Source organism: Aquimonas voraii, from assembly GCF_900101825.1.
Classification (GTDB): Bacteria; Pseudomonadota; Gammaproteobacteria; order Xanthomonadales; family Xanthomonadaceae; genus Aquimonas; species Aquimonas voraii.
The window spans coordinates 17,101-41,932 of the sequence record NZ_FNAG01000017.1 but is presented as its reverse complement, the minus strand read 5'-3'; the positions used below and the strand labels follow the sequence as shown (position 1 = coordinate 41,932).

23 protein-coding genes are annotated in these 24,832 nt (G+C 70.7%); 12 read left to right on the top strand and 11 right to left on the bottom strand.

The window, feature by feature from the left end:
- Nucleotides 1–106: 106 nt before the first annotated feature.
- Nucleotides 107–2,374, bottom strand: a complete 2,268-nt coding sequence (locus BLP83_RS16895; protein WP_176764265.1) for a putative bifunctional diguanylate cyclase/phosphodiesterase — start codon at nt 2,372–2,374, stop codon at nt 107–109.
- Between the two features lie 186 nt (nt 2,375–2,560).
- Between BLP83_RS16895 and pyrC the strand changes: the two genes are divergently transcribed.
- Nucleotides 2,561–3,592, top strand: a complete 1,032-nt coding sequence (gene pyrC, locus BLP83_RS16890) for a dihydroorotase (protein WP_091245670.1) — start codon at nt 2,561–2,563, stop codon at nt 3,590–3,592.
- A gap of 24 nt (nt 3,593–3,616) precedes the next feature.
- On the opposite strand, the gene BLP83_RS16885 is transcribed toward pyrC, so the two are convergent.
- Nucleotides 3,617–4,369 (bottom strand): GGDEF domain-containing protein, encoded by a 753-nt coding sequence (locus tag BLP83_RS16885; RefSeq protein ID WP_176764264.1) that lies wholly within the window; start codon nt 4,367–4,369, stop codon nt 3,617–3,619.
- A gap of 289 nt (nt 4,370–4,658) precedes the next feature.
- Here BLP83_RS16885 and BLP83_RS16880 point away from each other — a divergent pair, with 289 nt between their 5' ends.
- The 5 genes from BLP83_RS16880 (at nt 4,659) to BLP83_RS16860 (ending at nt 9,552) form a co-directional block, all read left to right on the top strand.
- On the top strand, nt 4,659–5,546 hold the full coding sequence (locus BLP83_RS16880; RefSeq protein ID WP_218121267.1) for a vitamin K epoxide reductase family protein: 888 nt from the start codon (nt 4,659–4,661) through the stop codon (nt 5,544–5,546).
- A gap of 106 nt (nt 5,547–5,652) precedes the next feature.
- Nucleotides 5,653–6,018 (top strand): DUF2237 family protein, encoded by a 366-nt coding sequence (locus BLP83_RS16875; protein ID WP_091245614.1) that lies wholly within the window; start codon nt 5,653–5,655, stop codon nt 6,016–6,018.
- A gap of 7 nt (nt 6,019–6,025) precedes the next feature.
- Nucleotides 6,026–7,087, top strand: a complete 1,062-nt coding sequence (locus BLP83_RS16870; protein ID WP_091245612.1) for a class I SAM-dependent methyltransferase — start codon at nt 6,026–6,028, stop codon at nt 7,085–7,087.
- Between the two features lie 103 nt (nt 7,088–7,190).
- A complete protein-coding gene (locus BLP83_RS16865; RefSeq protein ID WP_091245608.1) occupies nt 7,191–8,729 on the top strand; it encodes an AbgT family transporter in 1,539 nt (512 codons plus the stop codon).
- Between the two features lie 154 nt (nt 8,730–8,883).
- A complete protein-coding gene (locus tag BLP83_RS16860) occupies nt 8,884–9,552 on the top strand; it encodes a DUF922 domain-containing protein (protein WP_143006754.1) in 669 nt (222 codons plus the stop codon).
- 1 nt (nt 9,553) lies between these two features.
- Here the strand turns inward: BLP83_RS16860 and BLP83_RS16855 are convergent, their stop codons facing one another.
- A complete protein-coding gene (locus BLP83_RS16855) occupies nt 9,554–10,306 on the bottom strand; it encodes a DsbC family protein (RefSeq protein WP_176764263.1) in 753 nt (250 codons plus the stop codon).
- Nucleotides 10,307–10,544: 238 nt separating this feature from the next.
- The gene (gene nhaR / locus BLP83_RS16850; protein WP_091245601.1) at nt 10,545–11,450 is read right to left on the bottom strand and encodes a transcriptional activator NhaR; all 906 of its coding nucleotides are present in this window, start codon (nt 11,448–11,450) and stop codon (nt 10,545–10,547) included.
- Between the two features lie 112 nt (nt 11,451–11,562).
- Here nhaR and BLP83_RS16845 point away from each other — a divergent pair, with 112 nt between their 5' ends.
- The 4 genes from BLP83_RS16845 (at nt 11,563) to BLP83_RS16830 (ending at nt 14,489) form a co-directional block, all read left to right on the top strand.
- Nucleotides 11,563–11,937: an HPF/RaiA family ribosome-associated protein gene (locus BLP83_RS16845; protein WP_091245598.1), complete on the top strand. Its 375-nt coding sequence runs from the start codon at nt 11,563–11,565 to the stop codon at nt 11,935–11,937.
- A 163-nt stretch (nt 11,938–12,100) separates the two neighbouring features.
- The gene (locus tag BLP83_RS16840) at nt 12,101–13,240 is read left to right on the top strand and encodes an NAD-dependent epimerase/dehydratase family protein (protein ID WP_091245594.1); all 1,140 of its coding nucleotides are present in this window, start codon (nt 12,101–12,103) and stop codon (nt 13,238–13,240) included.
- Nucleotides 13,241–13,305: 65 nt separating this feature from the next.
- The gene (locus tag BLP83_RS16835) at nt 13,306–13,668 is read left to right on the top strand and encodes a type II toxin-antitoxin system HicB family antitoxin (protein WP_091245590.1); all 363 of its coding nucleotides are present in this window, start codon (nt 13,306–13,308) and stop codon (nt 13,666–13,668) included.
- 113 nt (nt 13,669–13,781) lie between these two features.
- A complete protein-coding gene (locus tag BLP83_RS16830; protein WP_091245587.1) occupies nt 13,782–14,489 on the top strand; it encodes a pseudouridine synthase in 708 nt (235 codons plus the stop codon).
- Nucleotides 14,490–14,788: 299 nt separating this feature from the next.
- On the opposite strand, the gene BLP83_RS16825 is transcribed toward BLP83_RS16830, so the two are convergent.
- Together BLP83_RS16825 and BLP83_RS16820 are read right to left on the bottom strand one after the other, a co-directional pair.
- Nucleotides 14,789–15,685: a tetratricopeptide repeat protein gene (locus tag BLP83_RS16825; protein ID WP_091245583.1), complete on the bottom strand. Its 897-nt coding sequence runs from the start codon at nt 15,683–15,685 to the stop codon at nt 14,789–14,791.
- A 291-nt stretch (nt 15,686–15,976) separates the two neighbouring features.
- Nucleotides 15,977–18,028, bottom strand: a complete 2,052-nt coding sequence (locus tag BLP83_RS16820) for a M3 family metallopeptidase (RefSeq protein WP_091245663.1) — start codon at nt 18,026–18,028, stop codon at nt 15,977–15,979.
- Here BLP83_RS16820 and BLP83_RS16815 point away from each other — a divergent pair.
- Nucleotides 18,027–20,345: a serine/threonine-protein kinase gene (locus tag BLP83_RS16815; RefSeq protein ID WP_176764262.1), complete on the top strand. Its 2,319-nt coding sequence runs from the start codon at nt 18,027–18,029 to the stop codon at nt 20,343–20,345. The two genes, BLP83_RS16820 and BLP83_RS16815, sit on opposite strands and share 2 nt — an antisense overlap.
- Nucleotides 20,346–20,448: 103 nt before the next feature.
- Here the strand turns inward: BLP83_RS16815 and BLP83_RS16810 are convergent, their stop codons facing one another.
- The 5 genes from BLP83_RS16810 to BLP83_RS16790 all read right to left on the bottom strand — a co-directional run bounded on the left by BLP83_RS16810 (nt 20,449) and on the right by BLP83_RS16790 (nt 24,208).
- Nucleotides 20,449–21,096 (bottom strand): DNA-3-methyladenine glycosylase family protein, encoded by a 648-nt coding sequence (locus BLP83_RS16810; RefSeq protein ID WP_245680068.1) that lies wholly within the window; start codon nt 21,094–21,096, stop codon nt 20,449–20,451.
- Nucleotides 21,093–21,431: a hypothetical protein gene (locus BLP83_RS16805; protein WP_143006753.1), complete on the bottom strand. Its 339-nt coding sequence runs from the start codon at nt 21,429–21,431 to the stop codon at nt 21,093–21,095. Before BLP83_RS16805 ends, BLP83_RS16810 begins: the two co-directional genes overlap by 4 nt.
- Nucleotides 21,428–21,784, bottom strand: a complete 357-nt coding sequence (locus BLP83_RS16800; RefSeq protein ID WP_091245575.1) for a hypothetical protein — start codon at nt 21,782–21,784, stop codon at nt 21,428–21,430. Before BLP83_RS16800 ends, BLP83_RS16805 begins: the two co-directional genes overlap by 4 nt.
- Before the next feature lie 174 nt (nt 21,785–21,958).
- Nucleotides 21,959–22,594, bottom strand: coding sequence for an RNA polymerase sigma factor (locus tag BLP83_RS16795; RefSeq protein ID WP_091245572.1), 636 nt, complete (start codon nt 22,592–22,594; stop codon nt 21,959–21,961).
- Nucleotides 22,595–22,789: 195 nt separating this feature from the next.
- Nucleotides 22,790–24,208, bottom strand: a complete 1,419-nt coding sequence (locus BLP83_RS16790; RefSeq protein WP_091245569.1) for a coniferyl aldehyde dehydrogenase — start codon at nt 24,206–24,208, stop codon at nt 22,790–22,792.
- Between the two features lie 58 nt (nt 24,209–24,266).
- Between BLP83_RS16790 and BLP83_RS16785 the strand changes: the two genes are divergently transcribed.
- On the top strand, nt 24,267–24,824 hold the full coding sequence (locus BLP83_RS16785; RefSeq protein WP_091245565.1) for a gamma carbonic anhydrase family protein: 558 nt from the start codon (nt 24,267–24,269) through the stop codon (nt 24,822–24,824).
- Nucleotides 24,825–24,832: the final 8 nt, after the last annotated feature.

The window sequence follows — 24,832 nt, the reverse complement described above, 5'->3', positions numbered from 1 at the left end:
GGTGGTCAGCCCGCCGACTCGAAGCCATCACGGAGGAGCTCGGGCGCCCTGGGCCGAAGACCCGCTCGACCTGACAGGCCCGGTGGCGAACCCTCGGCGCGTCTGTTCAGTCCTCTGAGGCCGGTTCCAGCTGCGGCCGAATCCCCAGTCCTGAAGCGCCAATCTCGGCCTCAGCGAAGTACTCCGCCATCGGTCGCGGCCGCCCGAACGCGTAGCCCTGCGCGTAGTCGAGTCCGAGCGTTCGCATCTGCTCGGCCAGGGCCGGGGTTTCCACCCATTCGGCCACGCTCTGGCGGCCGGTGACGCGGGCGATCTGGACGATCGACTGCACGATCGCCAGCGCCAGCGGTGAGTCGGCGGCGTCGCGCACGAAGCTGCCGTCGATCTTGAGCAGGTCGACGTCGAGTTGGGGCAGGTAGGAGAACGAGCAGAAGCCGGTGCCGAAGTCGTCGAGGGCGAAGCGACAGCCCAGGGCGCGCAGGCTGCGGATGAAATCGACGGCGCGGCCGAGGTCGCTCACCGCGCCGGTCTCGGTGATCTCGAAGCACAGTCGCGACAGCGGAAAGCTCGAACGGGCGAGACGCTGCTGCAGGAAGCGGCCGAAGCCGGGGTCGACCAGCGAGGCGGCCGACAGGTTGATCGAGCACAGGCGCACGCCAGCGGCCTGCTGGGGATGGTCTTCCAGCCAGTCGAGGCAGCGATTCACCACCCAGGTGTCCAGCCTTGAAGACAGGCCGAAGCGCTCGGCCGCGGCGATGAACTCGGCAGGCGCCAGCAGGGCGCCTGTGGTCGATTCACGCTTGCGCAGCAGCACTTCGAAGTGGCGGCCCGGGCTGTCGCCCTGCAGGGGCGCGATGTCCTGGCAGAACAGCTCGAAGCGATCCTGCTCCAGCGCCTCGTTGATGCGCATCACCCAGTGCATGGCCGAGGTGCGCTCGCGCACCGCGGCATCGGCGGCGTCGGCGCGCTGGACGCGACCGCCGCCGAGCTCCTTGGCGGTGAAGCAGGCGGCATCGACCTGGGCCAGCAGGGCGCCAGCGTCGACCTCACCCTCGCCGGCCAGCACCCAGCCGACGCTGGCCCGTGTCGACACGAGGCCCGACTGCCAGGCGAAGCGGAAGTCGGCGATGCGCTCGCAGAGCTGCTCCAGCGCCTGCTGGGGGTCTTCGTCTTCGAACCCCGGCTGCAGCACGGCGAACTCGTCGCCGCCAAGCCGGAACAGGTAGGCGTGCTCGGGCAGGGCGCCGCGAATCAGGCCGGCCAGCTCGCGAAGCAAGGCGTCGCCGGCGGCATGGCTCAAGGTGTCGTTGATGATCTTGAACTGGTCGAGGTCGAGGTAGGCGACCAGCAGCGGGCGCGCGCTGGGCGAGGCCAGCGCTGCGCGCAGGTCCTCCTCGAAGGCCGCGCGATTGGGCAGACCGGTAAGCGGATCGCGCAGGGCCCGCCGCAGCAGGCGCAGGGCGGCGACGCGATTCTCGTGGATGGCCCCGGCAAGGATCTGCGGCACCACCATGGTGATGCACAGGAAACCGACCAGCACGGCGCTTTCAACCGCGCCGCTCGGCACCCGGAAACCGGCGATGCCGAGCCCGGTCAGCGTGGCCACCACCAAGGCGAAGACCGTGGTGAGGATGAAGGTGAGCAGAGGCGGAAAGCGGATCGCGCTCCACAGCAGCATGGTCATCGGCAGGCCGGCCAAGCCGAGCGCCTGGCTGCCGCTGCGCGCACCCACCGCGAACACCAGGGCGATCGCGGCCACGCTCAAGGCCGACCACAGGATGTACTCGAGCCAGCCTCGGCGCGGCGCCAGCGGGCCGTCAGCCGCCGCGCCCTGCTGGCGCCGGCGCAGGGCGCCGATGCAGAGCAGCAGGGTGGCACAGAGGGCGATCACACCGAAGACGTCGCCCAAGGCCCAGGCCAGGGCCTTGGTCGGCCAGTCCTCGCCAGCGGCAAGCCCGGACAGCACCAGGCCCAAGGTGCCGATGGCGGCGCTGGTCGCAGCCAGCGCGCAGGCGCCGATCAGGATTTGAAAGCCGGTCTGCACCGTCAGCCGACTGGAGGCGGTGCCGCCCAGCGCGCTGTAAGCGGCGCCACCGGCCAGGGCGCCGAGCGCGTTGGCGAGCATGGAGAACGGCAGGAAGCTCCAGGGCACGGGCGCCAGCAGCGCGTGCATCGCCGGCACCAGCAGCAGCACCATCACCGCAGCGCGGGCGCCGAAAAGGATCACCAGGGCCAGCCCGATGCCGGCCGGCAGCCAGATCAGGGCGACATCATCGGGACCGCGCAGGAAGCCGATGCTGAGCCAGGCCGCCAGCAAGTACAGCAGCGCCGCGGCCAGGAAGACACCCGGATGTCGGCGCGGCGGACTCGGCACGTGGCACTCCAGCTTGCGGCCTCCGTGGCGTGGGCCGGGCGCCTCCTGCGCGCGGCATTGCGGGGTGCGGCTCACCGGCGATGGCGGCGCGCGTTCTCCAGCCGGATGCAAATCCCAAGCCGCTCGGGGACCGCACGCGGAGCCGGCTGCTAACATCCGCGCGCCCTCCCTCAAGGCTGCGTGACGATGCTCGAGATCCTGCGCCCCGACGATTGGCACCTGCACCTGCGCGACGGCGCAGGCCTGGCCGCGGTGCTGCCGCATACGGCAGCGCAGTTCGCCCGCGCCATCGTCATGCCCAACCTGCGCCCGCCGGTGCGCACCGTGGCGGAAGCCGCCGCCTACCGCCAGCGCATCCTCGACGCCCTGCCCGCAGGCCTGCGCTTCGAGCCGCTGATGACGCTCTACCTCACCGACAACACGCCGGCTTCCGAGATCGAGGCCGCAGCGGCCAGCGGCTTCGTGAAGGCGGTGAAGTACTACCCGGCCGGCGCCACCACCAACAGCGATTCCGGCGTCACCGACCTCGCCCGCTGCGGGGCGGTGTTCGAGGCTCTGCAGCGCACCGGCCTGCCGCTGCTGATGCACGGCGAGGTCACCGACCACTCGGTCGACATCTTCGATCGCGAGGCGGTGTTCATCGAGCGCCATCTGCAGCGCGTGGTCGAGAGCTACCCTCGCCTCAAGGTGGTGCTGGAGCACGTCACCACCCGCCAGGGCATCGAGTTCGTACGCGACGCGCGCGCGGGCGTGGCGGCAACGCTGACCGCGCACCACCTGCTGCTCAACCGCAATGCGATCTTCCAAGGCGGCATCCGCCCGCATGCGTACTGCCTGCCGGTGTTGAAGCGCGAGGAGCACCGCCGCGCCCTGGTCGAGGCGGCGATCTCGGGCAACCCGAAGTTCTTCCTCGGCACCGACTCGGCGCCACATGCGCGCCACACCAAGGAGGCCAGCTGCGGCTGCGCGGGCCTGTACACCGCGCACGCAGCGATCGAGCTCTACGCCGAAGCCTTCGAAGACGCCGGCGCGCTGGATAGGCTGGAGGGCTTCGCCAGCTGCTTCGGGCCGGACTTCTACGGCCTGCCGCGCAACCCAGACCGCATCCGCCTTGAGCGCCGGGAGTGGCAGGTTCCGGAGAGCTATCCCTTCGGCGCCGACAGCGTGGTGCCGATGCGCGCCGGGGAGACCCTGCGCTGGCGTCTGCTGACCGGCTGAAGCACGCCGCCGGCGAGCCGAGGCTCAGCCGGGCGGCGGCAGGAACTGCGGGTGCAGGGCGCGCATCCGCGTGCTTTCCACGCGCGGGCTGCGCGCGCCACCGTCGAGATGAACCCGGCAGGGCCCTTCCACACGCGCCTCGACCAGCGCGGCCTGGGCGCGGGTAAACCAGGCCGCGCCGTCCTCGTCCGGCAGGGCCAGGGCGGCGCCGATCGACAGGGTGGCGCGCCCGGGCAGGCGCGACAGGGCCGCATTCAGTTCGGCGTGCAGCGCGTACAGGCGCGGCGCCGCTTCCTCCAGCTTCAGGCCCGGTAGGCGCAGGGCGAAGACGTCCTCGCCGATCCGATAGAGCCCGTCGATGCGCCGCAGGCGCTGGCCAAGGAGCTCGGCCAGTCCGAGCAGCACGCGCTGGCCGGCGCCGGCACCCAACTCGGCGCACAGCGGCTGGAAGCCGTCGATGTCCAGCACCGCCACCAAGCCGCGCGGGCCGCTCGGCTGCGGTCGTTCGAGGTCGAGCTGGAGCTGCTCGGCGGCCTCGGCGCCCGTGAGCGGGTCCAGACGAGGGGATGGCGCCGGCGTCGGCGGCACCCGGGCAGGGCGTTTCGTGAGGCGCAGGGCAAGGCTCGCCAGGGCCGCGCCCGCAGCCAGCAGGGCCAAGCGCTCCAAGGCGCCAGCCGAGGCCGGATCGGCCGCAGCGAGCAGGCCCCAGAGCAGGCCTGCACCGAGACTCAGGGCCAGCGGGCCCCAGGGGCGCCGTTCTGGCGGGGCATCGCCCATGGACGCGAGCGGGGAACGCACAGGTGACGCATCGGAGGAAGCCCGCGGCACGCGCGGCTGCTGGATCGCCATGGCCGGAACACCGAAGCCGGAAGTGCCCGGAGCATGCAAAGCCCGGACCGACGGCAGACCGTCGCGCCCCGATGCTGCGCCGCACGAACTGCGGCCGCGCGCCGGCACACGCAGCCTGCCCACGCTCCACCCGGCTGCCGCGGGCTTGCGCTGCGCCCCCGGCTTGCCTCAAATGGCGGGCCGCAGCACCGCCGCCCACGCAGGGAATCGACCGTCCATGAGCCGCAAAACCCGCAGCAAGCCCGCGCCCCGTCCCGCCCAGAGCGCCGCCGCACGCAGCGCCCCGGCACCGCGCCGCCCGCGCGAACTGGCGCTGATCGCGCTGTCCGCGCTCGGCCTGCTGATCACCGCCTACCTGAGCTGGGGCGCGCTGTTCGGCAGCCTGCCGGCAGGCTGCGCGGAGGGTTCGAGCTGTGCGGTGGTGCAGGGCAGCGTCTGGTCGCGCTTCCTCGGCGTACCGGTGGCGGTCTGGGGCTTTGCGACCTATCTGGTGCTGCTGTTCCTCGCGCTCTCGCGCGGCAAGCCGGCAGCGCGCTGGAAGCGCCTGTTCAGCGTCGCCCTGGTCGGCGTCGCGATCAGCCTCTACCTCACGCTCGCCGGCCTGGTGGCCCTGCAGGCCGTCTGCGCCTGGTGTCTGGCCTCGCAGGTGGTGATCCTCGCGATCTTCGTGCTGGTCCTGCTCGAACGCGAACGCGCGGCGGCGAAACCGGCCTGGGGCGTGTGGATCGGCCAGCACGCGATCGTGCTCGCCGCCGTGCTCGGCCTGATGCACGCCAGCGCCATGGGCTGGATCGGCCCGCGCGAGGATCCGCGGCTGGTGGCGCTGGCCCAGCACCTGGAGTCGACCGGCGCGAAGTTCTACGGCGCCTTCTGGTGCCCGGTCTGCCAGCAGCAGAAGCAGCGCTTCGGCGCGGCGCAGAAGTACCTGCCCTACGTCGAGTGCAGCCCCAACGGCCGCACCGGACCGGTGGCCTTCGCCTGTGTGTCCGAGAACATCACCAACTACCCGACCTGGATCATCCGCGGCCAGCGCTACAGCGAGGTGCTGGACACCGATACCCTGGCACAGCGCTCGGGCTTCCGCTGGCAGCCGCCGGCGGAGTGAGCCCAAGCTTCGGCGGCATGGCGCGCAGCAGCGTGAGGCGATCACGCGTGCTCGGCTACCCTCGGGGCGCGTGCCATTCCGGCATGGCGCCCACCTGGAAACCGCGATGAGCGCACTGAATGTCCTCGGCCAGCCGCTGCAGCCCTGCGGCACCGATCCCATGACCGGCTGGTTCCGCGACGGCTGCTGCCGCGGCGATCCCGAGGACCGCGGCCTGCACCTGGTCTGCGCGGTGATGACCGAACGCTTCCTCGCCTTCTCGAAATCGCGCGGCAACGACCTGTCGACGCCGCGGCCGGACTACGACTTTCCGGGGCTCAAACCCGGCGACCGCTGGTGCCTGTGCGCGATGCGCTGGATGGAGGCCTACGAGCACGGGCTGGCGCCGGACGTGGTGCTGGAGTCGACTCATCTGAACGCCCTCGGCGTGGTGCCGCTCGACGCCCTGCGCACCTACGCCTACAGCGGCTGAGCACGGCATGGCCGACGTCGATGCCGACCTGGCCGCGCTGGGCTGGGCCCTGCGCACGCTGCCGCTGCCGGCGGGCCCCGCGCTGTGGATCGGTGCGCGCCCCGGCCTGGACGTGCCAGGTGGATTCAGGATCGTGGCGCTGCAGGATTTCGCCCCGTGGTGCGCCGCGCTGACGCGCGCCGGCCTGGCCTGTCGATCCGCGACCGAAGGCGACGGCGTGCACGTGCCTGCGCCCGGCGAAGCGCAGTCCCTCGTGCTGCTGAGCCCCGCACGCCAGCGCGAGGCCGCCCGCGCCGAAGCCGCCCGCGCACTCGCCGCGCTGGCCGATGACGGCCTGCTGCTGGCCAGCATCGCCAACGATGCCGGTGCCAAGGCCTTCGAGTCCGATCTGCGCAGGCTCTGCCCGGTGCTGGAGGTGCACAGCAAGCACAAGTGCCGCCTGCTGCTGGCGCGCGCATCCGACCGTGAATTCGCGCAGATTGCCGCCTGGCGCGATCTCGATGCGGCAAGGCCACTGCAGACCGAAGGCTTTGTTGCGATGCCCCTGCTCGGCGCGCCCGGTCTGTTCGCGGTCAATCGCATCGATGCCGGCAGCGCCCTGCTGATCGAACACCTGCCGACCACGCTGGCGGGCGCGGTGGCCGACCTCGGCAGCGGACTCGGCGTGCTCTCGGCGGCGGCGCTCGAACGCTGCCCGGGCCTCACCTCCGTCGATCTGTTCGAAGCCAACGCACGCGCGGTCGCGCTGTCGCGCCACAACCTGCGCGATGCCCGCGTGCCGGTCCATGTGCATGGGTGCGATGTCACCCTCGGGGTCGCGGGCCAGTACGACGCAATCCTCTGCAACCCGCCCTTCCACGAAGGCGCGCGCGGCCTGCCGGCGATCGGCCAGGCCTTTCTGCGTGCCGCCGCCGATGCGCTGAAGCCCAAGGGCGAGGCCTGGATCGTCGCCAACGCGCATCTGCCCTACGAGGCGGTGTTGACCGAGCGCTTCGATCGCGTCGATCGGGTCGCGGAGGCGCGCGGTTTCAAGCTGCTGCGCACCTGCGACCCGCGCCCGCGCCGGTGAGCCTCGCGCCTGTGATCGGACAGCTCAGCAGGCGCAGCAGGACAGCGCGGCCGCTGCAGGCGCTTACGCTCGCCGGCCGGCCAGTCCCCCGAGGTGCCAGCAGATGAGCGAACCACTGAACGCAACCGGCGGTTTCATCGAGCGCTGGGCCAAACGCATTCCCGACCCGGTGCTGCTGTTCATCGCCTTCTTCGTGATCGCGTTCGTCGCTTCGGTGCTGCTCGGCGGCCACCGCTTCGAGAGCATGGGCGCCGGCGGCGAACTGCAGACCTACAGCATCCGCAGCATGGCCGAGGCCGAGCAGGTGCGCTGGATCTTCGACAATGCGCTGCTGACCAACTGGCTGGGCTTTGGCGGCGGCGTGCTCGGCGTGATCCTGGTGGTGATTCTCGCGATCGGCATCGCCGAGCAGTCGGGCCTGCTGAGCGCGCTGATCAAGCGCCTCGCCCTGTGGGTGCCGCAGTCCCTGCTGCCGCTGCTGCTGGTGCTGCTCGGCATCCTGAGTTCGCTGGCCACCGATGCCGGCTACCTGATCCTGATCCCGCTGGCCGGCATGCTCTACGCCGGCATGGGCAAGAATCCGCTGATCGGTATGGCGGCGGCGTTTGCCGGTGTCTCTGCGGGCTTCTCCGCCAACCTCGTGCCGGGCACGCCGATCGACGTGATCATCGGCGTCAACGCCCAGGCCTTCGCGGAAGCGCAGGGCGTGCCCTTCACCAATGCCGCGGGCGAGCCCCTGCAGGCGGCGACCATGCACTACTGGTTCATCGCCACCTCGACCTTCGTGCTGGCCGCCACCGGCGCGCTGGTGACGCGCTGGTTCGTGCAGCCCAGGCTGGAGCAGCAGCCCTTCGTGGTGCCCGCGGATCTCGGTCTTGGCGAATTCGCGCTGTCGTCCGTCGAACGTCGCGGCCTGCTCGGCGCGGGCCTCGGCCTGCTGGTGGCGGCCGCCCTGATCGCCGGATTGATCCTGGGCCCGCTGGCGGCGTTCGAGAACGCGGAAGGCCGGCGCATCGTGCCGTACATGAACAATGTGATCCTGCTGATCTCGCTGGCCTTCGCCTGTGTCGGCATCGGCTTCGGCATCGGCGCAGGCACCTTCAAGCGCGCGCAGGACGTGGTCGACGCGATGGTCAAGCAGATGAACACCATCGGCTACATCCTGGTGCTGACCTTCTTCGCCTACAACTTCCTCGGCCTGCTCACCTACAGCGGGCTCGGCGCCTGGATCACCTATCTCGGCGGCCAGGCCCTGCTCGGGCTGGGCCTGGATGAATCGCCGGTACTGCTGTTGATCGGCTTCGTGCTCGCGACCGCCACCATCAACCTGTTCATCGGCGGACTCACCTCGAAGTGGATGCTGCTGGGGCCGATCTTCATTCCGATGCTGTACTTCGTCAGCCCGGCGATGACGCCTGACGTGGTGTCCGCGGCCTACCGCGTGGCCGACTCGGCGACCAACGTGGTGTCGCCGATGATGATGTACGCCGGCATCATCCTGGCCTTCATGCGGCGCTATCGACCCGAGCTCAGCTTCGGCGAGATGCTGCTCATGATGGTCCCCTACTCGCTGGCCTTCCTGCTGGTCTGGACCTGCCTGCTGGTCGGCTTCTTCGTGCTCGGGCTGCCGCTCGGCTTCTGAGTTCGAGCGACGGCAGGGGCAGTCCCCCATCGCGTCGACCCGTGCCTGGAGCAAGCGTGCGAGAAACCTGCGGAATGGCGATATCGAGGAATTGCGCGGCGCGTTCGCGAAGCCGCGCCGCTGGCGACCCCTGCAGCATGTCGGAACCGCACGGATGAGGCGGCTCGGCGCTCGGCTGGCGATCGTCGCCGCAACCAGCGGCCTCGCAGCCCCGGCGTGGGCGGATGGCGCCGCGATCGTGGTCCGCGAGCTCGCGTTGCCGGTCGAGGCGCGGTCAGCACGCGCCGCCCTGGCTCGCCTCTACGAAGACGAGCGTCTGCGCGCGCACGCTTTGACGCGCTCGCGCCTCACGCTTCGCCTTGAGCTGATGCCCGAAGCGCGGGCCACTGCCGCGAGCGCAGACCCGAACCCGGGATGGGAACGCTGCCCCACCCTGAGCCAGCGCGAGCGCACGGCGTCGGAGTGTCGGCCCCGGGCTTGCCGCCTGAGTGACTTCGAAGTGGGCATGGAGATCGATGTGCTGATCCCCGAGTGGCAGCCCTTGCGCACGCCCGACGCCGACGAACTCACCCTGTGGGAGGGCGTGCAGACCCGGCTCAGACAGCATGAGCAGCGCCATCGCGAACACGCCGAAGTCGCCGCACAGCACCTGCACGCGCGCCTCGCCGAGCGTCTGGGACGGGTTGAGGATGTCGACTGCCTGCACCTGCAGACCCAGCTTGAGAACCTTCGCGAAACCGAAGTCCAGAACCTGCGCCTGCGCGACCGCGTGTTCGACGAAACCAGCGCCGAGGCGATGAAGCTGCGCCGCAGGACGCGCTGATTCAGCGCGTGGATGCAGACAGCGAGGCCAGCAGCTCAGTGGGGGTCTGGTAGCCGCTGACGCTGCCGTCGGCACGCACGATGGTGGGTGTGTTGCGGATGCCCAGACGCGCCGCCAGCGCCTTGCCCTCCTCATAGCCGGAGTCGCACATCGGGCCCTCGATGGGCTCGCCGCGGGTGGCGCGGGTGAAGGCGTCCTGGCGGTCGGCGGCGCAGAACAGCCGCGCGCCGGTGCGATCGGCCTCGGAGCCCTCGCCGGCCAGTGGCAGCAGCACGTAGTCGATACTGATCCCGGCCTCGCGGTAGGCCTCGATATCGGCATGGAAGCGGCGGCAATAGCCGCAGTCGAGGGCGGTGAAGACGGTGACCCGATGGCGCGTTTCGGGGGCCTCGAAGGCAATGGTCTGCGTCTCCGGCAAGTCGCGGAGCAGCGCACTGCGGGTCTGCTGGCGTCGGCGCTCGCTCAGGTCGACGCGATCCACCGTGTCGATCAGGTTGCCCTGCAGCAGGTGGCGGCCGTCGGCGCTGAGATAGAACAGCTGGCCGCCGGCCTCGATCTCGATCAGGCCCGGCATCGGCGCTTCGCGTACGGCTTCCACGTCGAGCTGCGGGGCGATGCGCGCCAGCGCTTCATCGACCACTGCGCGGCGCGCGGCATCGCTGGATTCGCTGGCCTGGGCGAGGCCGAGCGCGGCCATCGCGAGGAGCATCGTCAAGGGGAGGACAGCAGACTTGCCGAAAACCGTGTTGCGCATGGCGTATCTCCTCGGGCGTGGATGGCAAGGCGATGCGACTGCGATCAGCCGCCCAGAGTTCACGGGGTCGAAGCCGCCGCAACAGGTCTGAGGGTCGACCCCTCTGCGGTCTTTCGATCCCGTCGTCGCGGCACTTCCTGGGCTTGGCGCGAGCAAGCCGCAGAGCGTCCGGGCGCGATTCATGCGGCGAAACGCCAAGGCGCGCCCAGGTCCCCCCCGGGTGCGCGAATGGACGGTTTCAGGCCTCCGCGAACACCCGGCTGCGCGCGGACTCCAGCACCGCCTGCACCCCCGGATGGCCGTCACGACGCGAGCCGGCGAGGGCGTAGAAGCGCTCGCGAATGTCTTCGCTGCGGCCGAGCTCGACCAGGTTCTGGCGCGCGCACAGGTCGCTGGCGACCACCGCCGGCACCACGAACACGCCGGCACCTGCCGCGCCGAAGGCCTTCATCAGGGCGCTGTCCTCGAACTCGGCGACGATCCGCGGGCGCAGCTTGCGCTGGTCCAGCCAACGCTGCAGGGCGGCGCGCACGCGGCTGTCGGCGCCGGGCAGGAGGAAGGGTGCGCCCTGCAGGCTGCGCGGGAAGTCGTCGACCAGACGCCTGGCCAAGGCCGGCGCGGCCAGGAAGGCGGTGCCGCATTCGCCGAGCTGACTGGCGTGCACCTTGACCTCGGCCTCGCCCGAGGGCGGCCGATCGCTCAGCACCAGATCCAGTCGATGCAGGGCGAGCTCGGCCAGCAGCCTCGGCAGGCTGTCCTCGCGGCAGTGCAGGCGCGGGGCCGGGTCCAGCGCCAGCGCTGGTGACAGCAGTTCGTAGGCCAGCGACTTCGGCACCACCTCGGCCACGCCGACCCGCAGCGGCCGCACGCGCGCCTTGCGCGCCTCGGACACGGCCTCCTGCAGGGCATCGCCCAGCTCGAAGATCTCGTCGGCATAGGCGCGCACCATGCGCCCGGTTTCGGTGAGCTCCAGCCGACGGCCGACGCGCTGGAACAGGGCGGTGCCGAGGCTCAGTTCGAGTGCGGCGATCTGGCCACTCAGGGTCTGCGGGGCGAGATCGAGCTGCTCGGCCGCAGCGCGCACGCTGCCGGCGCGGGCAACGGTCCAGAACTGCTGCAGCTGACGGTAGTTGAGGCGCTCCATGGGTATCCGCTCATTCCTGACAATGCCCAAGACAATACCTGCTTTTTCCGAACTGTTGGCGACCGTATTCCTGACCCGGGGCGTCGTGCCCCGCCTACTTCCGGAGGCCACCATGCAGATCGATACCCACACCCACGGCTTCGAGTTGACCCCTGGCCTCAGCGAGCATCTGCGACGACGCCTGCGCTTTGCGCTCGGCCGTATCGGCGCCAGCGTGCAGCGGGTGGTGGTGCGCCTGTCCGACATCAACGCTGACCGCGGCGGCGTCGACAAGCGCTGCCGCCTGCAGCTGCAGATGCCCGGTCGCCCCGATGTCGTCGTCGAGGACACCCGCAGCGACCTGTATGCGGCGATCGGCTCGGCCGTCGAGCGCGCGGCAAGGACCCTGGGGCGGCGCAGCGGCCGGCTGCGCCAGCTGATGCGGCGCGGCCACGGCGCCTTGCCGGCGCGCTTCAGCCGCTGGCCGAGCGAGACCGGGCAGCTCTGACGGCGAAGCCCCGGGGACGAGGGGGCTCGCGCGGGTCCTGCATGACAGGCGGCGCCTTTGATGGGCCGATCTGAGCAGCCGGCGCAGGCATGACTTTCCGCCAGCGCATCGCGACGGCGCTGCGCGCAGGCTGCACACACCCATCACGTTAGGGAGTGCCGCCATGCCGATCCGCCGTCGCGATGTGCTGAAACTGGGGGCGCTGGCCGGTGCTGCCGGCCTCGCCCCCTCACTCGCCAGCGCCGCTGCACCCGCCATCGGCCGTGCCGCCAAGCCGTTGAACATCCTGATCCTCGGCGGCACCGGCTTCACCGGCCCGCACCAGGTGCGCTACGCGCTGGCGCGCGGGCACCGCATCACCCTGTTCAACCGCGGCCGGCGCCCGCAGGACTGGCCGGCCGAGGTCGAGGAGCTGGTCGGCGACCGCGAGACCGGCGAGCTCGACGCGCTGAAGGGCCGACGCTGGGACGTCTGCATCGACAATCCGACCAGCGTACCGCACTGGGTGCGCGATGTCGGCGAGGTGCTGAAGGGCCAGGTCGACCACTACCTCTTCATCTCCACATTGTCCGTGTACAGCGACAGCGCCACGCCGGGCCAGGACGAGGACGCACCGCGCGAGGTCTACACCGGCCCCGACATCATGGCCGAGACCCGCGCCAGCCTGCTCGCCAACATGGCGCTCTACGGGCCGATGAAGGCGGCCTGCGAGGACGAGGCGCTGAAGTGGTTCCCCGACATCACCACGCTCATCCGCCCGGGTCTCATCGTCGGCCCGGGTGACGAGACCGACCGCTTCAGCTACTGGCCACTGCGCGTGCGCCGCGGCGGCGACATCCTCGCCCCGGGCGATGGCCGTGACCCGGTGCAGTTCATCGACGCCCGCGATCTGGCGGAGTGGACGATCCGCATGGCCGAGCAGCGCGTGTTCGGTGCCTTCAACGCGATGGGCCCGGCCTACCCGATGGGCATGGACCAGCTGCTCTACGGCATCCAGGCGGTGACCGGCACGCCGGCGACCTTCCACTGGGCGCCGGCCGAGTTCCTGGCCGAACAGCAGGTCAGCCCCTGGGGCGACATGCCGGTATGGGTACCGGGCCAGGGCGAGAGCGCCGGCTTCTCGCGACATCGCAATGATCGGGCGCTCGCCCAGGGCCTGAGCTTCCGGCCGCTGGCCGAGACCGTGGCGGCCACGCTCGCGTGGTTCGATGCCCAGCCCGAGGAGCGCCGCGCGACCGTGCGCGCCGGCATCAAGCCCGAGCGCGAGGCGGAGGTGCTGGCGGCGTGGAAGGCCCGCGGTTAGGCTCCACACACGCGCTGCACGCACGCAGCCCGCACTCGTGCAGCCCACGTCCTTGAGGTTTGCCCATGAAGGTCGCGGAGTTGCTCACGCTCTTGCACCGGCACGGCTGGGTGCTTGTCGCCACCCGCGGCAGCCACCGCCAGTTCAAGCATCCGGAGCGCCCCGGGCGGGTGACGGTCGCGGGCAAGCCCAGCACGGAGTCGAGAGGTAACACCATGCGCTACGCCGTCGTCATCGAACAGGCAGAAGGCAACTTCTCCGCCTATGTTCCGGACCTGCCAGGCTGCGTTGCGGCAGCCTCGTCGCTTGAAGAGGTGGAACAGGCCATCCGCGAAGCCATCGAGTTCCATGTCGAGGGGCTCGTCGAGGACGGGCTGCCCATACCGGCGGCTCGCAGCGTGGTGGAGTACATCGAGGTTGCGGCCTGAACACCGCGCCGATCCCGAGTTGAGCAGCGGCTGGGGCCGCTTCCGCCGCGATCGCGTTTGCGCTGAAACCGCCCAAGCCGGATCATCGCGCCCCCATCGACTGCGGGTCTCCCATGCGCCTTGACCGCCTGATCGCAAACCTCGGCTACGGCAGCCGCCGCGAAGTGCAGGCCTGGTGCCGCGAGGGCTACATCACCGACCGCGCCGGCACACCGCTGCGCCACGACGCCAACGTCGAACCCGCGAACGTGCTGTTCGACGGCGAGGAACTCGACCCGGTCGCGCCGCTGACCCTGATGCTGCACAAGCCGGCCGGCTACACCTGCTCGACCAAGGACACCGGCCGTCTGGTCTACGAGCTGCTGCCCGAGCGCTTCCGTTTTCGCGACCCGGTGCTGTCGACGGTCGGCCGCCTCGACCGCGAGACCTCGGGTCTTCTGCTGTTCACCGACGATGGCGCCCTGCTGCACCGGATCATCTCGCCCAAGCAGCACGTGCCCAAGGTCTACGAAGCCGTGCTGGCCGAGCCGCTGCGCGGCGACGAGGCCGAGCTGTTCGGCAGTGGAACGCTGATGCTTGAAGGCGAGGACACCCCACTCAAGCCCGCCAGCTTCGAAGCGCTGGGCGCGAACCACGCCCGTCTGACCCTGCACGAGGGCCGCTACCACCAGGTGCGGCGCATGTTCGGTGCAGTCGGTAACCGCGTGGCTGAACTGCATCGCAGCGCGGTCGGCGGGCTAACGCTCGAAGGACTGGACGAAGGCCAGTGGCGGCGTCTGGACGAGAGCGATCTGCGGCGGGTGTTCGACGCGGGCGCCTGAGCCCAGCACGACAGCAGCGAGGCTCGGCAGCGTGGCTCTGAGCGCAAAGAATCCAATCACGTTCATGATGGGCGTCGTGTGTCAGCTGACTCCCGAAAAGGCCGGCGTGAAGCCCCTCGCCTCTCGTGGGAGAGGGGTTGGGGAGAGGGGGGCAAACCTCGCGGCAGGCGTCCTTCCCCTCTCCCCCGTCCCCCCTCCCACAAGGGGAGAGGGGAGCACAGCGAGATGAGCGATTGAGGCAAGCGCGTGGACGCGATGTTGGGCCGCGCTGCGCTCGGCCCAGCCCACGACGGCCGGTACTACAACTTCTTCAGGTCCGCCTGCGCCAGCTCGGCCACCTGCTTGTCGCCAGCGCTGGCGAGCTGCAGTGCGGCGCGCGCCTCGTCGGTGCGGCCGAGCTTGGCGAGGATCTGGCCGCGGCGCCAATGCGCGGCTTCGACGCTGAGGTCGCTGGGCTTGTCCTCGACCGCAAGGAACTGGTCGAGCTGCTGCAGGCCGACTTCGAGCTCTTCGCCGGTCAGCGCCGCCAGCCGGCCGAGCTGGTAGGCCGCATAGATGTCGTCCGCCTTCAGCTGCAGCGCCTGCTGCCATACAGCGCGTGCTTCGGCATGGCGCTGCTCGCGAAGATGCAGGTTGGCCAGCGCAGTGCGGGCGCGGATCGAAGCGGGGTCGGCTTCCACAGCGGCTTCGAAGTGCGAGCGCGCAGCCACAAGGTTCTGATCGGCCGCCGCCATCTGGCCGCGGGCGAGCTGGCCGTAGGACGGATGGATGGCGTCGATCTCGGGCAGGGTCGCTTCGGCCTTGTCGCGGCCGCCGCCGGCCACGCCGGGGGCCTGCAGGTAGTACCCCAGCAGATCGAAGCGGGCGTCGACATTGGCGGGGTCCAGCCTGACCGCGGTTTCCCAGGCTTCGCGACACTTGCCGGCCCAGCTCAGCTTGGTGAACACGCTGGCCTCCAGCGCCTGCCGACCATAGACGCGGCCGAGCCAGACGAAGGCCTGCGAGCTCTGCGGCTCGCGTTGGGTCCAGGCTTCGGCGAGTTCGATCGCTCGGTCCAGCTCGCCGGCACTCATCTGATCGCGCACTTCGACCGCGGCGGCGGGCAGTGGCGGCGTCTGCGCCTGCGCGGCGTGGGCTCCCAAAGCGAGGGCGAGGAACAGGGCCGAACGGACGAACAGACGCGGCGACAGGGACATGCGGGGCGCTCCGGGTGGGGAGCGTGGAGCATGGGGCGCTTTCGCTAAACCCTCGATGAGTTCAGGGGGTGACTGACGTTATTCGCAGGGGTGAGTCGAAGTGGAAGGTCGCCTGCGCTTCGATCCCGGCCTCCGGGTCTGCCAGGGTCGGAGGTGGGAGACGTCGAAGTCCTTCGCAGAGCTGGCCCCCTCCATCCCGTCCCCTCTCCCACGAGGGGAGAGGGGAGCACCGCGTCGCGCTTCAGCGGGCCGGCTTCGAATCCCCAATCCCGAATCCCGAATCCCCGCCCCTCACGCCGCCAGCCCGTAGCTGCGCAGCAGTGCCTCGGGCTCGGGTTCACGGCCGCGAAAGGCGACGAAGCTTTCCAGCGCCGGGCGTGAGCCGCCGACGGCGAGGATCTCGCGGCGGAATCGTTCACCGGCGGCCGCATCCAGCACACCCGCGGCCTCGAAGGCGCCAAAGGCATCGGCAGACAGCACCTCGGCCCACAGGTAGCTGTAGTAACCGGCCGCGTAGCCGCCGGCGAAGATGTGGGTGAAGCTGTTGGGCAGGCGCTGCCAGGCCGGCGGACGGATCACCGCGACCTCATCGCGCACGGAGTCGAGAATCTGCAGGGTGCGCGCGCCGCGCGCCGGATCGAATTCCAGGTGCAGGCGGAAATCGAACAGCGCGTATTCGAGCTGGCGCACCAGAAACAGTCCTGCGTGGTAGTGGCGCGCGGCCAGCAGCTTGTCGAACAGGGTCTGCGGCAGCTTTTCGCCGCTCTGGTAGTGGCCACCCAAAAGATCAATGCCGGCGCGGGTCCAGCCGAAGTTCTCCATGAACTGGCTGGGCAGCTCGACCGCGTCCCACTCGACGCCGCTGATGCCGCCCACGCCCGGCCAGGCCACCTCGGTCAGCATGTGGTGCAGGCCGTGGCCGAACTCGTGCAGCAGGGTGATGACGTCGTCGTGGGTCAAGAGCGCCGGCAGCTCGGGGGTGGGCGGCGGCACGTTGCAGACCAGGAAGGCGACCGGGATCTGCGGGTGTTCCAAAGCGTCGATGCGGGCGCGGCAGACGTCCATCCAGGCGCCGCCGCGCTTGCCGCTGCGGGCGTAGAGGTCGACGTAGAAGCCGGCGCGCACGCGGCCGTCGGCGTCGAGCACGTCGAAGTAGCGCGCATCGGCATGCCACAGCGGCACATCGGCGCGCGGCGCGAACTTGAGCCCGTAGAGCTGACCGGCCAGCGCGAACAGGCCGTCGATCACGCGCTCGACCGGGAAGTAGGGTTTCAAGTCCTCATCGCTGTAGTCGAAGCGCTGCTGGCGCAGCTTCTCGGCGGCGTAGCCGACGTCCCAGGGCTGCAGGCCGTCTATGCCGAGCTCGCGGCGCGCGAACTCCGAAAGTTCAGCGAGCTCACGTTCGGCGACAGGCTTGGCCTTGGCCGCCAGCTCGCGCAGGAAGCGCAGCACGCGCTCGGGCTCACCGGCCATCTTGTCGGCCAGCGAAACGTGCGCGCTGGAGGCGAAGCCGAGCAGCTGCGCGGCCTCGTGGCGCAGGACCAGGATCTCGCCGATGCGCGCGCTGTTGTCCTGCGCCGGATCGTGCGGGCCCTGGTCGGACGCGCGGGTCTGGTAGGCGGTGTAGACGGCCTCGCGCACGGCGCGGTCGTCGGCGAAGTTCAGCACCGCCTGCACCGCCGGACCTTTCAGGGTGGCGACGGCGCCGTCAACGCCGCGCTCGGCGCCCATCGCCCGCAGCATCGACAGTGCGGAGTCGGGAATGCCGGAAAGCTCAGCTTCCGACAGCGGCTTGAACCAGGCGTCGGTGCTGTCGAGCACGGCCTCTTCAAACGCCGTGGACAGGCGCGAGAGCTCGCTCTGGATCGCCTTGAAGCGCGAACGCGCGGGCTCCTCCAGCGCCACGCCGGAGAGTTCGAAGCCGCGCAGGCTGTCTTCGATCAGGGCGCGCTCGGGCCGCGGCAGGGTGTCGAATTCCGATGACTGGCGCAGCGTGCGCACCGCCTCGAACAGGCCCCGGTTCTGGCCCAGCGCCGCCGAGAAATCGGTGATCCGCGCCTCGGCCTCGGCATAGACCTCGCGCAGCTCGGCGGAGTCGGCCACGCCATGCAGGTGCCCGACCGGCGCAAAGCTGTGGTCGAGCGCGGCCTGGGCGCGCTCCAACGGCGCCATCAGGCGGTCGAAGCTGGGCTCGGCGGCAACGGCAAGCACCTGCTCGACGCAGGCCTCGTAGGCGGCGATGCGCGCTTCGACGGCCGGCAATACATGGGCCGGGGTGATGGCGGGGAAATCGGGGAGGCCGTGGTCGGCCAGAAGGGGGTTGGCGGCGGTTTCGGTAGTCATGGGCGGCAAGATGGTGGGCGCAGCGGCGAAGGGCAAGAGCATCCCGACCAGCGCCGCACTAGACTGCCGGCCTTCACCCACCTGCCCCGACATGCCCGAGACGCCCTTCAACGCGCTGGCCGAAGCCTTCGACCGCATCGTCGCCCTGCCCTTGGAAGCGCGCGCCGCGGCGCTGTCGGCGCTGCCGGAAGGGCTGCGCACCGAGGTCGAACGTCTGCTGCGGGCCGACACCCATTCCGAGGATCCGGTGCGGGCGGTGCTGGCCGGTTTTGGCGATGCCCTGCTGCGCGCCCGTGCGCCCGGCGCCCAGCTGGGTCCCTGGCGGATCCTGCGCGAGCTGGGTGCCGGCGGCATGGGCACCGTGCTACTGGCCGAGCGCGCCGACGGTCCCTTCGAGCAGCGTGCGGCGATCAAGCTGATCCGCGGCTTTCCCACCGAAGACAGCCGCAAGCGCCTGCGTCAGGAGCGGCGGATCCTCGCCCAGCTCGACCACCCCGGTATCGCCCGCCTGATCGACGGCGGCGAGACCGCCGACGGCCAGCCCTGGGTCGCGCTGGAGTACATCGAGGGGCAGCCCCTGCTCGCCCATGTCGCCAGCCATGCGCTGTCGCTGGCGCAGCGTCTGGGGCTGTTCGACCGCATCGCCCAAGCGGTGGCGCATGCGCACCAGCAGCTGGTGATTCACCGCGACCTGAAGCCCGGCAACGTGCTGGTACGCGCCGACGGCGAGCCCAAGCTGCTCGATTTCGGCGTCGCCAAGCTGATCGAGCTGGGCGAGGACAGCGCCCGCCGAGATGCATCGACGCGGGTCTGGACCGAGGGCTATGCGAGCCCCGAACAGCGCGAGGGCCGCGCGATCAGCACCGCCAGCGACGTCTATGCGCTGGGCGTGATGCTGCGCGAACTGCTCGAGGGCGATGCAAGTGCCCGCGAACGCCGCGATTTCCCGGTGCTGCCGATCGACGCCGAGCTTCGCGGGGTGATCGCCATGGCCTGTGCAGACGCGCCGGCGCAGCGCTATCCGACCGTCGACGCACTGCGCGAGGAGTTGGCGCGCTATGTCGCGGGCCGCCCACTGCGGGCCGCGGCCGATACGCGCCTGTACCGGCTGCGCAAGTTCCTCGGTCGGCATCGCCTGCCGGTCAGCCTGGGCACCGGGGCCCTGCTGCTGCTGGCAGGCAGCGTGGTCTGGCTGCAGCACGAACGCGCCTCGGCGGTGGCCGCCCGGCTCGAGGCCGAACGCGCCAACGCCACGCGTTCGTTGCAGTACCGCTTCCTGGCCGGCGTGTTGCAGGGCGCGGCGGGCCGCCGCGAGGACGGCAGCCCGCTGCTGGCCACCGACCTGCTGGATCGCATGCGCGATCGCCTGGAGGCGGAAGCCGGCGGCGATCGACTGGCGCGCGCCGAGCTCGAGTTCCTGCTGGCCTCGTCCTACCTCAACGCTGGCCGCTGGGCCGAGGCCAAGCCCCTGTTCGTCGCCTCGGCCGAGCACGGCGAGGGTGTGCGCGATGTCTCCGACAACGCCTACAGCCTGCGCGAGGCGGCGCGCATGGCGGTGCAGCTTGGCCGTTGGGATGAGGCCGGTGTTCTGCTGGATCGTGCGCAGGCGCAGCTGGGCCCTGGGCCCTACGCCGAGACCGCGGCCACCGCGGCGATCCGCATCGGCCTGACCCGGATCGATCTGTTCCGGCGCAGCCAGGATCCGCGGCTGGACGCACAAATCGAAAGCACCGCGCAGCAGGCGCGCGCCTGGCTGCCGGAATCGCATCTCCTGCGCGCGCTGGTGCTGGGCGAGCAGGCGGCGCGCATCGAAAATCGAGGCGACTACGCGCGCCTCGTGGCGCTGCGTCGGGAGGTGCTCGCGGCAGTCGAGGCCATTCCGGAGGTCTACCCCAGCGACCTGCGTGCGCAGCGCTTCAACCTTGCCCGTGCCCTGGAACTGGCTGGGGATGCTGACGGCGCCGAAGGGGAGCTGGCGCAGATCGAATCCGAGTTGGCGCAGAAGGCGGCCGGCATCCGCCAAGCCGAGCATGTGCATCTGCTGATGCAACGGGCCAGCCTGGCGCTGAGGCGCTGTCAGCCTGGTGAGGCGCGGACGCTGCAGGAAGAGGCGCGCGCGCTGGCCGAGCAGCTCGGGCTGGCAGCTTCTCCGGCCGATCTGCTGCTGGCAGCCCGGATCGCCCTGGCCCTGGGCGAGAGCGAGCGCGCACAGGCACTGTTCGCGGAGACGCTGTCGATGCCGGTCAGTCCCGAGTTCCGCAGCCGGGTCGAAGCCGCGCGCAGCGCCACGCCGGGGCAGTGCGCTCCGGCGCCGTGATCCGCGGATCCGTCGGCACGCGCACGACGCCGCCCAGCGGGTGCGCCCAGCGTCCGTCCAGTCCACCGGCGGCGCGACAGCGGACACGGGATCGCAGCGTCCCTCAGCCGCCGTCCGCGATCCGCCACAGGTAGAGCGCGGCGAGGCTGCGCCAGGGCGCCCAGGCTTCGCCGCGCTCGGCCAGCTCACGGCGTCCCGGCGCGGCATCGAGGCCATCCAGCCATTGCGTGCCGCGGCGGATGCCGAGGTCATCCAGCGGCAGCACGTCGGGCCGACCCAGGCGGAAGATCAGCAGCATTTCGACTGTCCAGCGGCCGATGCCGCGTACCGCGCTCAGCTGCTCGACGATGGCCTCGCTGTCCATCCGTGCCAGCCGCCGCGCATCGGGCACCTCGCCGCCCTCGGCGCGCGCGCACAGGTCGCGCAGGGCCCGCGCCTTGGCGGCGGAAACGCCACAGGCGCGCAGGCGCTCGTCGTCAATGCGCGCGAGCGTGTCGACGTGCAGGCGCTCGGCGCCGATCGCGCGCTCGACGCGGCCGACGATCGTCGCCGCGGCCTTGCCGGACAGCTGCTGGTACAGGATCGCGCGCGCGAGGACGTCGACGGTGTCGAAAGGCTCGGACCAACGCGTACCGACGTCGAGCGGACCGATTCTTCGCATGGCCGCGGCCAGGCGCGGGTCGCGCCGTGCCAGCGCGCGGCGTGCGGCCTCAAGGTCGAAGCCGCGCGGATGGATCAGGACCGGCCTCACAGAACTCCCTCGACGGCAGGGATGCGCGCCCCGGCCGCGGACTGCAGCTCGAAGTGCAGCCGCGCCCGCCCCTGCCAGCTGCTCGGCAGGGTGTAGGTAGCGAGGCCCTCGGCGGACACCACCGCGATCGGCAGGGCGATGCGGCGTTCGACCAGCGTTGCATGCGCGGAGGCGATGCGGCTGCCCGCGGGCAGCACGATGTCGACCACCAGCTGGCTGGCGCGCGGATCGCCGGCCGCCCCGTTCGGTTCGTCCGGCGTCAAGCGCAGCGGGTCGAAACGCAGACGCGCGGGCGCTTCGATCGCAGGCGGGGCGTCGGCCACAGGTGGGGTCACGGGCGGCAACAGGCTGGCGAGACCGATGCCGCCCATGAAACCGGCGGCCAGCGCCAGCAGGACCCCGGACGTCTGACGGGCGGCTTCGGCAGGGGGTGGGCTGCGGGTTCAAGCCGGGTCGCGTCAGCGGACCCAGGGGCTGCGGCTTCGAACAACCGGCCCGCGGCCGGCGCAGCCAGCACCGCGCGCAGGGCGCTGTCGGCTTCCAGTGCGGCCAGCAGGTGTGGCCGGGTCAGCAGGTAGGCTTCGAACCAGGCCTGCTCATCAGGCGCGAGCTCGCGCTCCAGGTAGCGCTGCAGCCAGGCCTGCTCAAGCCTGGGACGCAGGGGGGTCAGCGGATCAGGCAGGCTCATGGGCAGGCAGGTTGGGATCAGCAGGTACGTCGCCGCAGGAGCGCATCCTCACCCGCCTGTCCCAGCGGGCGGGCAGCGGGCGCACTCAAATGTGATGAGCTTCGCGATTGTCGCGGTTTTTGGCCCGGCTGCCTGGCCGCTCGCTTGGCCGACGGATCGACCTCCCCGCGCGGCTCAGTCGACCAGGCCGAAGGCCGAAGATTCGATCAGCCCGCGCAGACGCTCGCGAGCGCGGTGCAGCACCCGCCGGAAATGCGGTTCGTCGATGCCGAGCTCGGCGCAGAGCTCATCACGCTCGCGCTGCTCCAGGTAGAAGCCGCGCAGGACCGCGCGGTCGCGCGGCACTGGCAGGGCTTTCATCAGTTCGGCCAGTGCCCGCTGCAGATGCTGCTGGTGCAGCTGTTCGGCGGGACCCGGGCCAGGCGCGGGCAGCGCTTCGAGGCAAGCACTTTCGACCACCTCTCCGCGCAGGCCGCGGCGCCGGTACTCGGCGCGGGTGGCGTGGGCGATGGTCGCCTGCAGGTAGGCCGGCAGCGCATTGGGATCCTTGAGGGCACCCTGGCGCAGGCGGCCCAGCACGGTCAGCAGGACCTCTTGGACGAGGTCGTCGACCACCGGATCGCCCGGACGGCAAGCCCGCACGACCAGCGCACGCACGCCGCGGCCGTAGCGCTCGATGAAGCTGCGTTCGGCCTCGCTGTCGCCGGCCGCGATCGCCCGCACCAGCGGATCGCCGATGCCGGCCGGGTTCATGGTGCTGTGGCTGCAGTCGTCCACGCAGGACCCCCCGGTCACTGAGCGGATGAACATGCATGGCGCGGTCGACACCGACAAGCCGCGCAGGCTTGAAAAGCTCTGAATCGGGTCGGTCGCGGGCTGAATATCCCCAGTTCAGCCCGCTGTTCGCTGCGACAGCCCGGGCGAGGGTGGTGGGCCAGGCCGGGCTGCATCGCTCCCCTGCCGGGCGAGCGCAGGCCGTCGCTTTGGGGCAGTCCGGAGGCCGGCTCAGCGTGTGAGGAAGCGCACCAGCCGATCCGCCAGCCCGCGGTAGGGCGGCTTGAACAGGGCCATGCCCGACCAGCGCGCCTGCCGGAACACCGGCTTCTCCTTGCTGAAGGTGCGGAAGCCGGCCTCGCCGTGGTAGCTGCCCATGCCGCTGGGGCCGATGCCGCCGAAGGGCAGGTTGTTCTGGGCGAACTGCAGCACGGTGTCGTTGATCGCCACCGAGCCGGCGATGGTGTGCTCCAGCAGGTGCTCAATGCGCCGCGACTCGTGGTCGAACAGGTACAGGGCCAGCGGGCGGTCACGGCGCTTCACGTAGTCGATGGCCTCGCTGAATTCGCGGTAGGGCACGATCGGCAGCAGCGGGCCGAAGATCTCCTCCTGCATCAGCCGGCAGTCCTCGGGCGCGTCCAGCACCAGGGTCGGCGCGACCAGGCGCTGGCTGTCGGCGAGCTCGGGTTCCACCTCGATCAAGGGCTCGATGCGCGCGCCCCGCGCGCGGGCCTCTTCGCGCCAATCGACCAGACGCTGGTACTGCGCGCGGTTGATGATGCGGGTGTAGTCCGGGCCCATGCTGATGTCCGGATAGCGCGCGCGCGCCTCGGCCTTGAGCGCCGCCACCAGCGGCTCGACCTGGTCCTGCGGCACCAGCAGGTAGTCGGGCGCGATGCAGGTCTGGCCGGCATTGATGAACTTGCCCGAAGCGATGCGTGCCGCCGCGCGTTCGATCGGATAGCCCGGCGCCAGGATCACCGGCGACTTGCCGCCGAGCTCCAGGGTCACCGGCGTCAGGTTCGGCGCCGCCGCGGCCATCACCTTGCGGCCGACCGCGGTCGAGCCGGTGAAAAACAGATGGTCGAAGGGCAGGCCGGCGAACGCCGCGGCCACATCGGCCCCACCCAGCGCCACCTCGACGCGGTTGCGGGGATAGATGGAGCGCAGCAGGTCGAACAAGGCCTGGCTGGTGCGCGGCGTGTGTTCACTCGGCTTGAGATACACCGCATTGCCGGCGGCCAGGGCGGTCGCCAGCGGCACCAGGGCCAGATTGACCGGATAGTTCCAGGGCGAAATCACGCCCACCACGCCCAGCGCCTGGTAGCGCACCTCGGCGGTGGCCGGCCAGAACAGCGGGCTGATCCAGCGCCGCCGAGGCCGCATCCACTTCTTCAGGTGGCCGATCAGGTGGTCGATCTCGGACAGCACGGTCATGCCGTCGGAAATCAAGGTCTCGTGGCGGCTGCGACAGCCGAAGTCGGCGTCCATCGCGCGCACGAGTTCCGGCAGGTTGAGCTTGACCGCGGCGCGCAGGTCGTGGAGATCCTCGCGACGCTCGGCGTAGCTACGCGGCGCGCGTTCGGCCTGGGCGCGCAGCACGGCGAGGCGCTGCGGCAGTTCTTCGAGCGGGGTGCTGGGCAGGTCCATACGGCCGAGTGTAGTGCAGCACGAGGCAGCGGCAAGGCGCTTGCTACACTCCGCGCCCATGAGCACAGCCCCCTACTCCCCCTTGCGCGCCTTCTGCGGCCGCAGCCCCAAGCTCGGCCAGCGCGTTTGGGTCGACCCGATGTCGGCGGTGATCGGCGACGTCGAGATCGGCGACGACAGCTCGATCTGGCCGGGCGTGGTGATCCGCGCCGACGTCAACTACATCCGCATCGGCGCACGCACCTCGATCCAGGACGGCACCGTGGTGCACGTCACCCACGATGGGCCCTACACCCGCGAGAACGGCTGGCCGACGATCATCGGCAACGACGTCACCGTCGGCCACGCGGTGGTGCTGCACGGCTGCACCATCGAGGACCGCTGCCTGATCGGCATGCACGCCAGCGTGATGGATGGCGCGGTGGTGAAAACCCACGGCTTCGTCGGCGCCGGCGCCTTGATCGCACCGGGCAAGGTGGTCGGTGAGGGCGAACTGTGGCTGGGCAATCCCGGCCGCCTGGTGCGCCGCCTGTCCGACCGCGAAATCGAGAACCTGATGTACTCGGCCGGCCACTACGTGCGCCTGAAAGACAAGTACCTCAATCCACCGGCTTGAAGCCACCG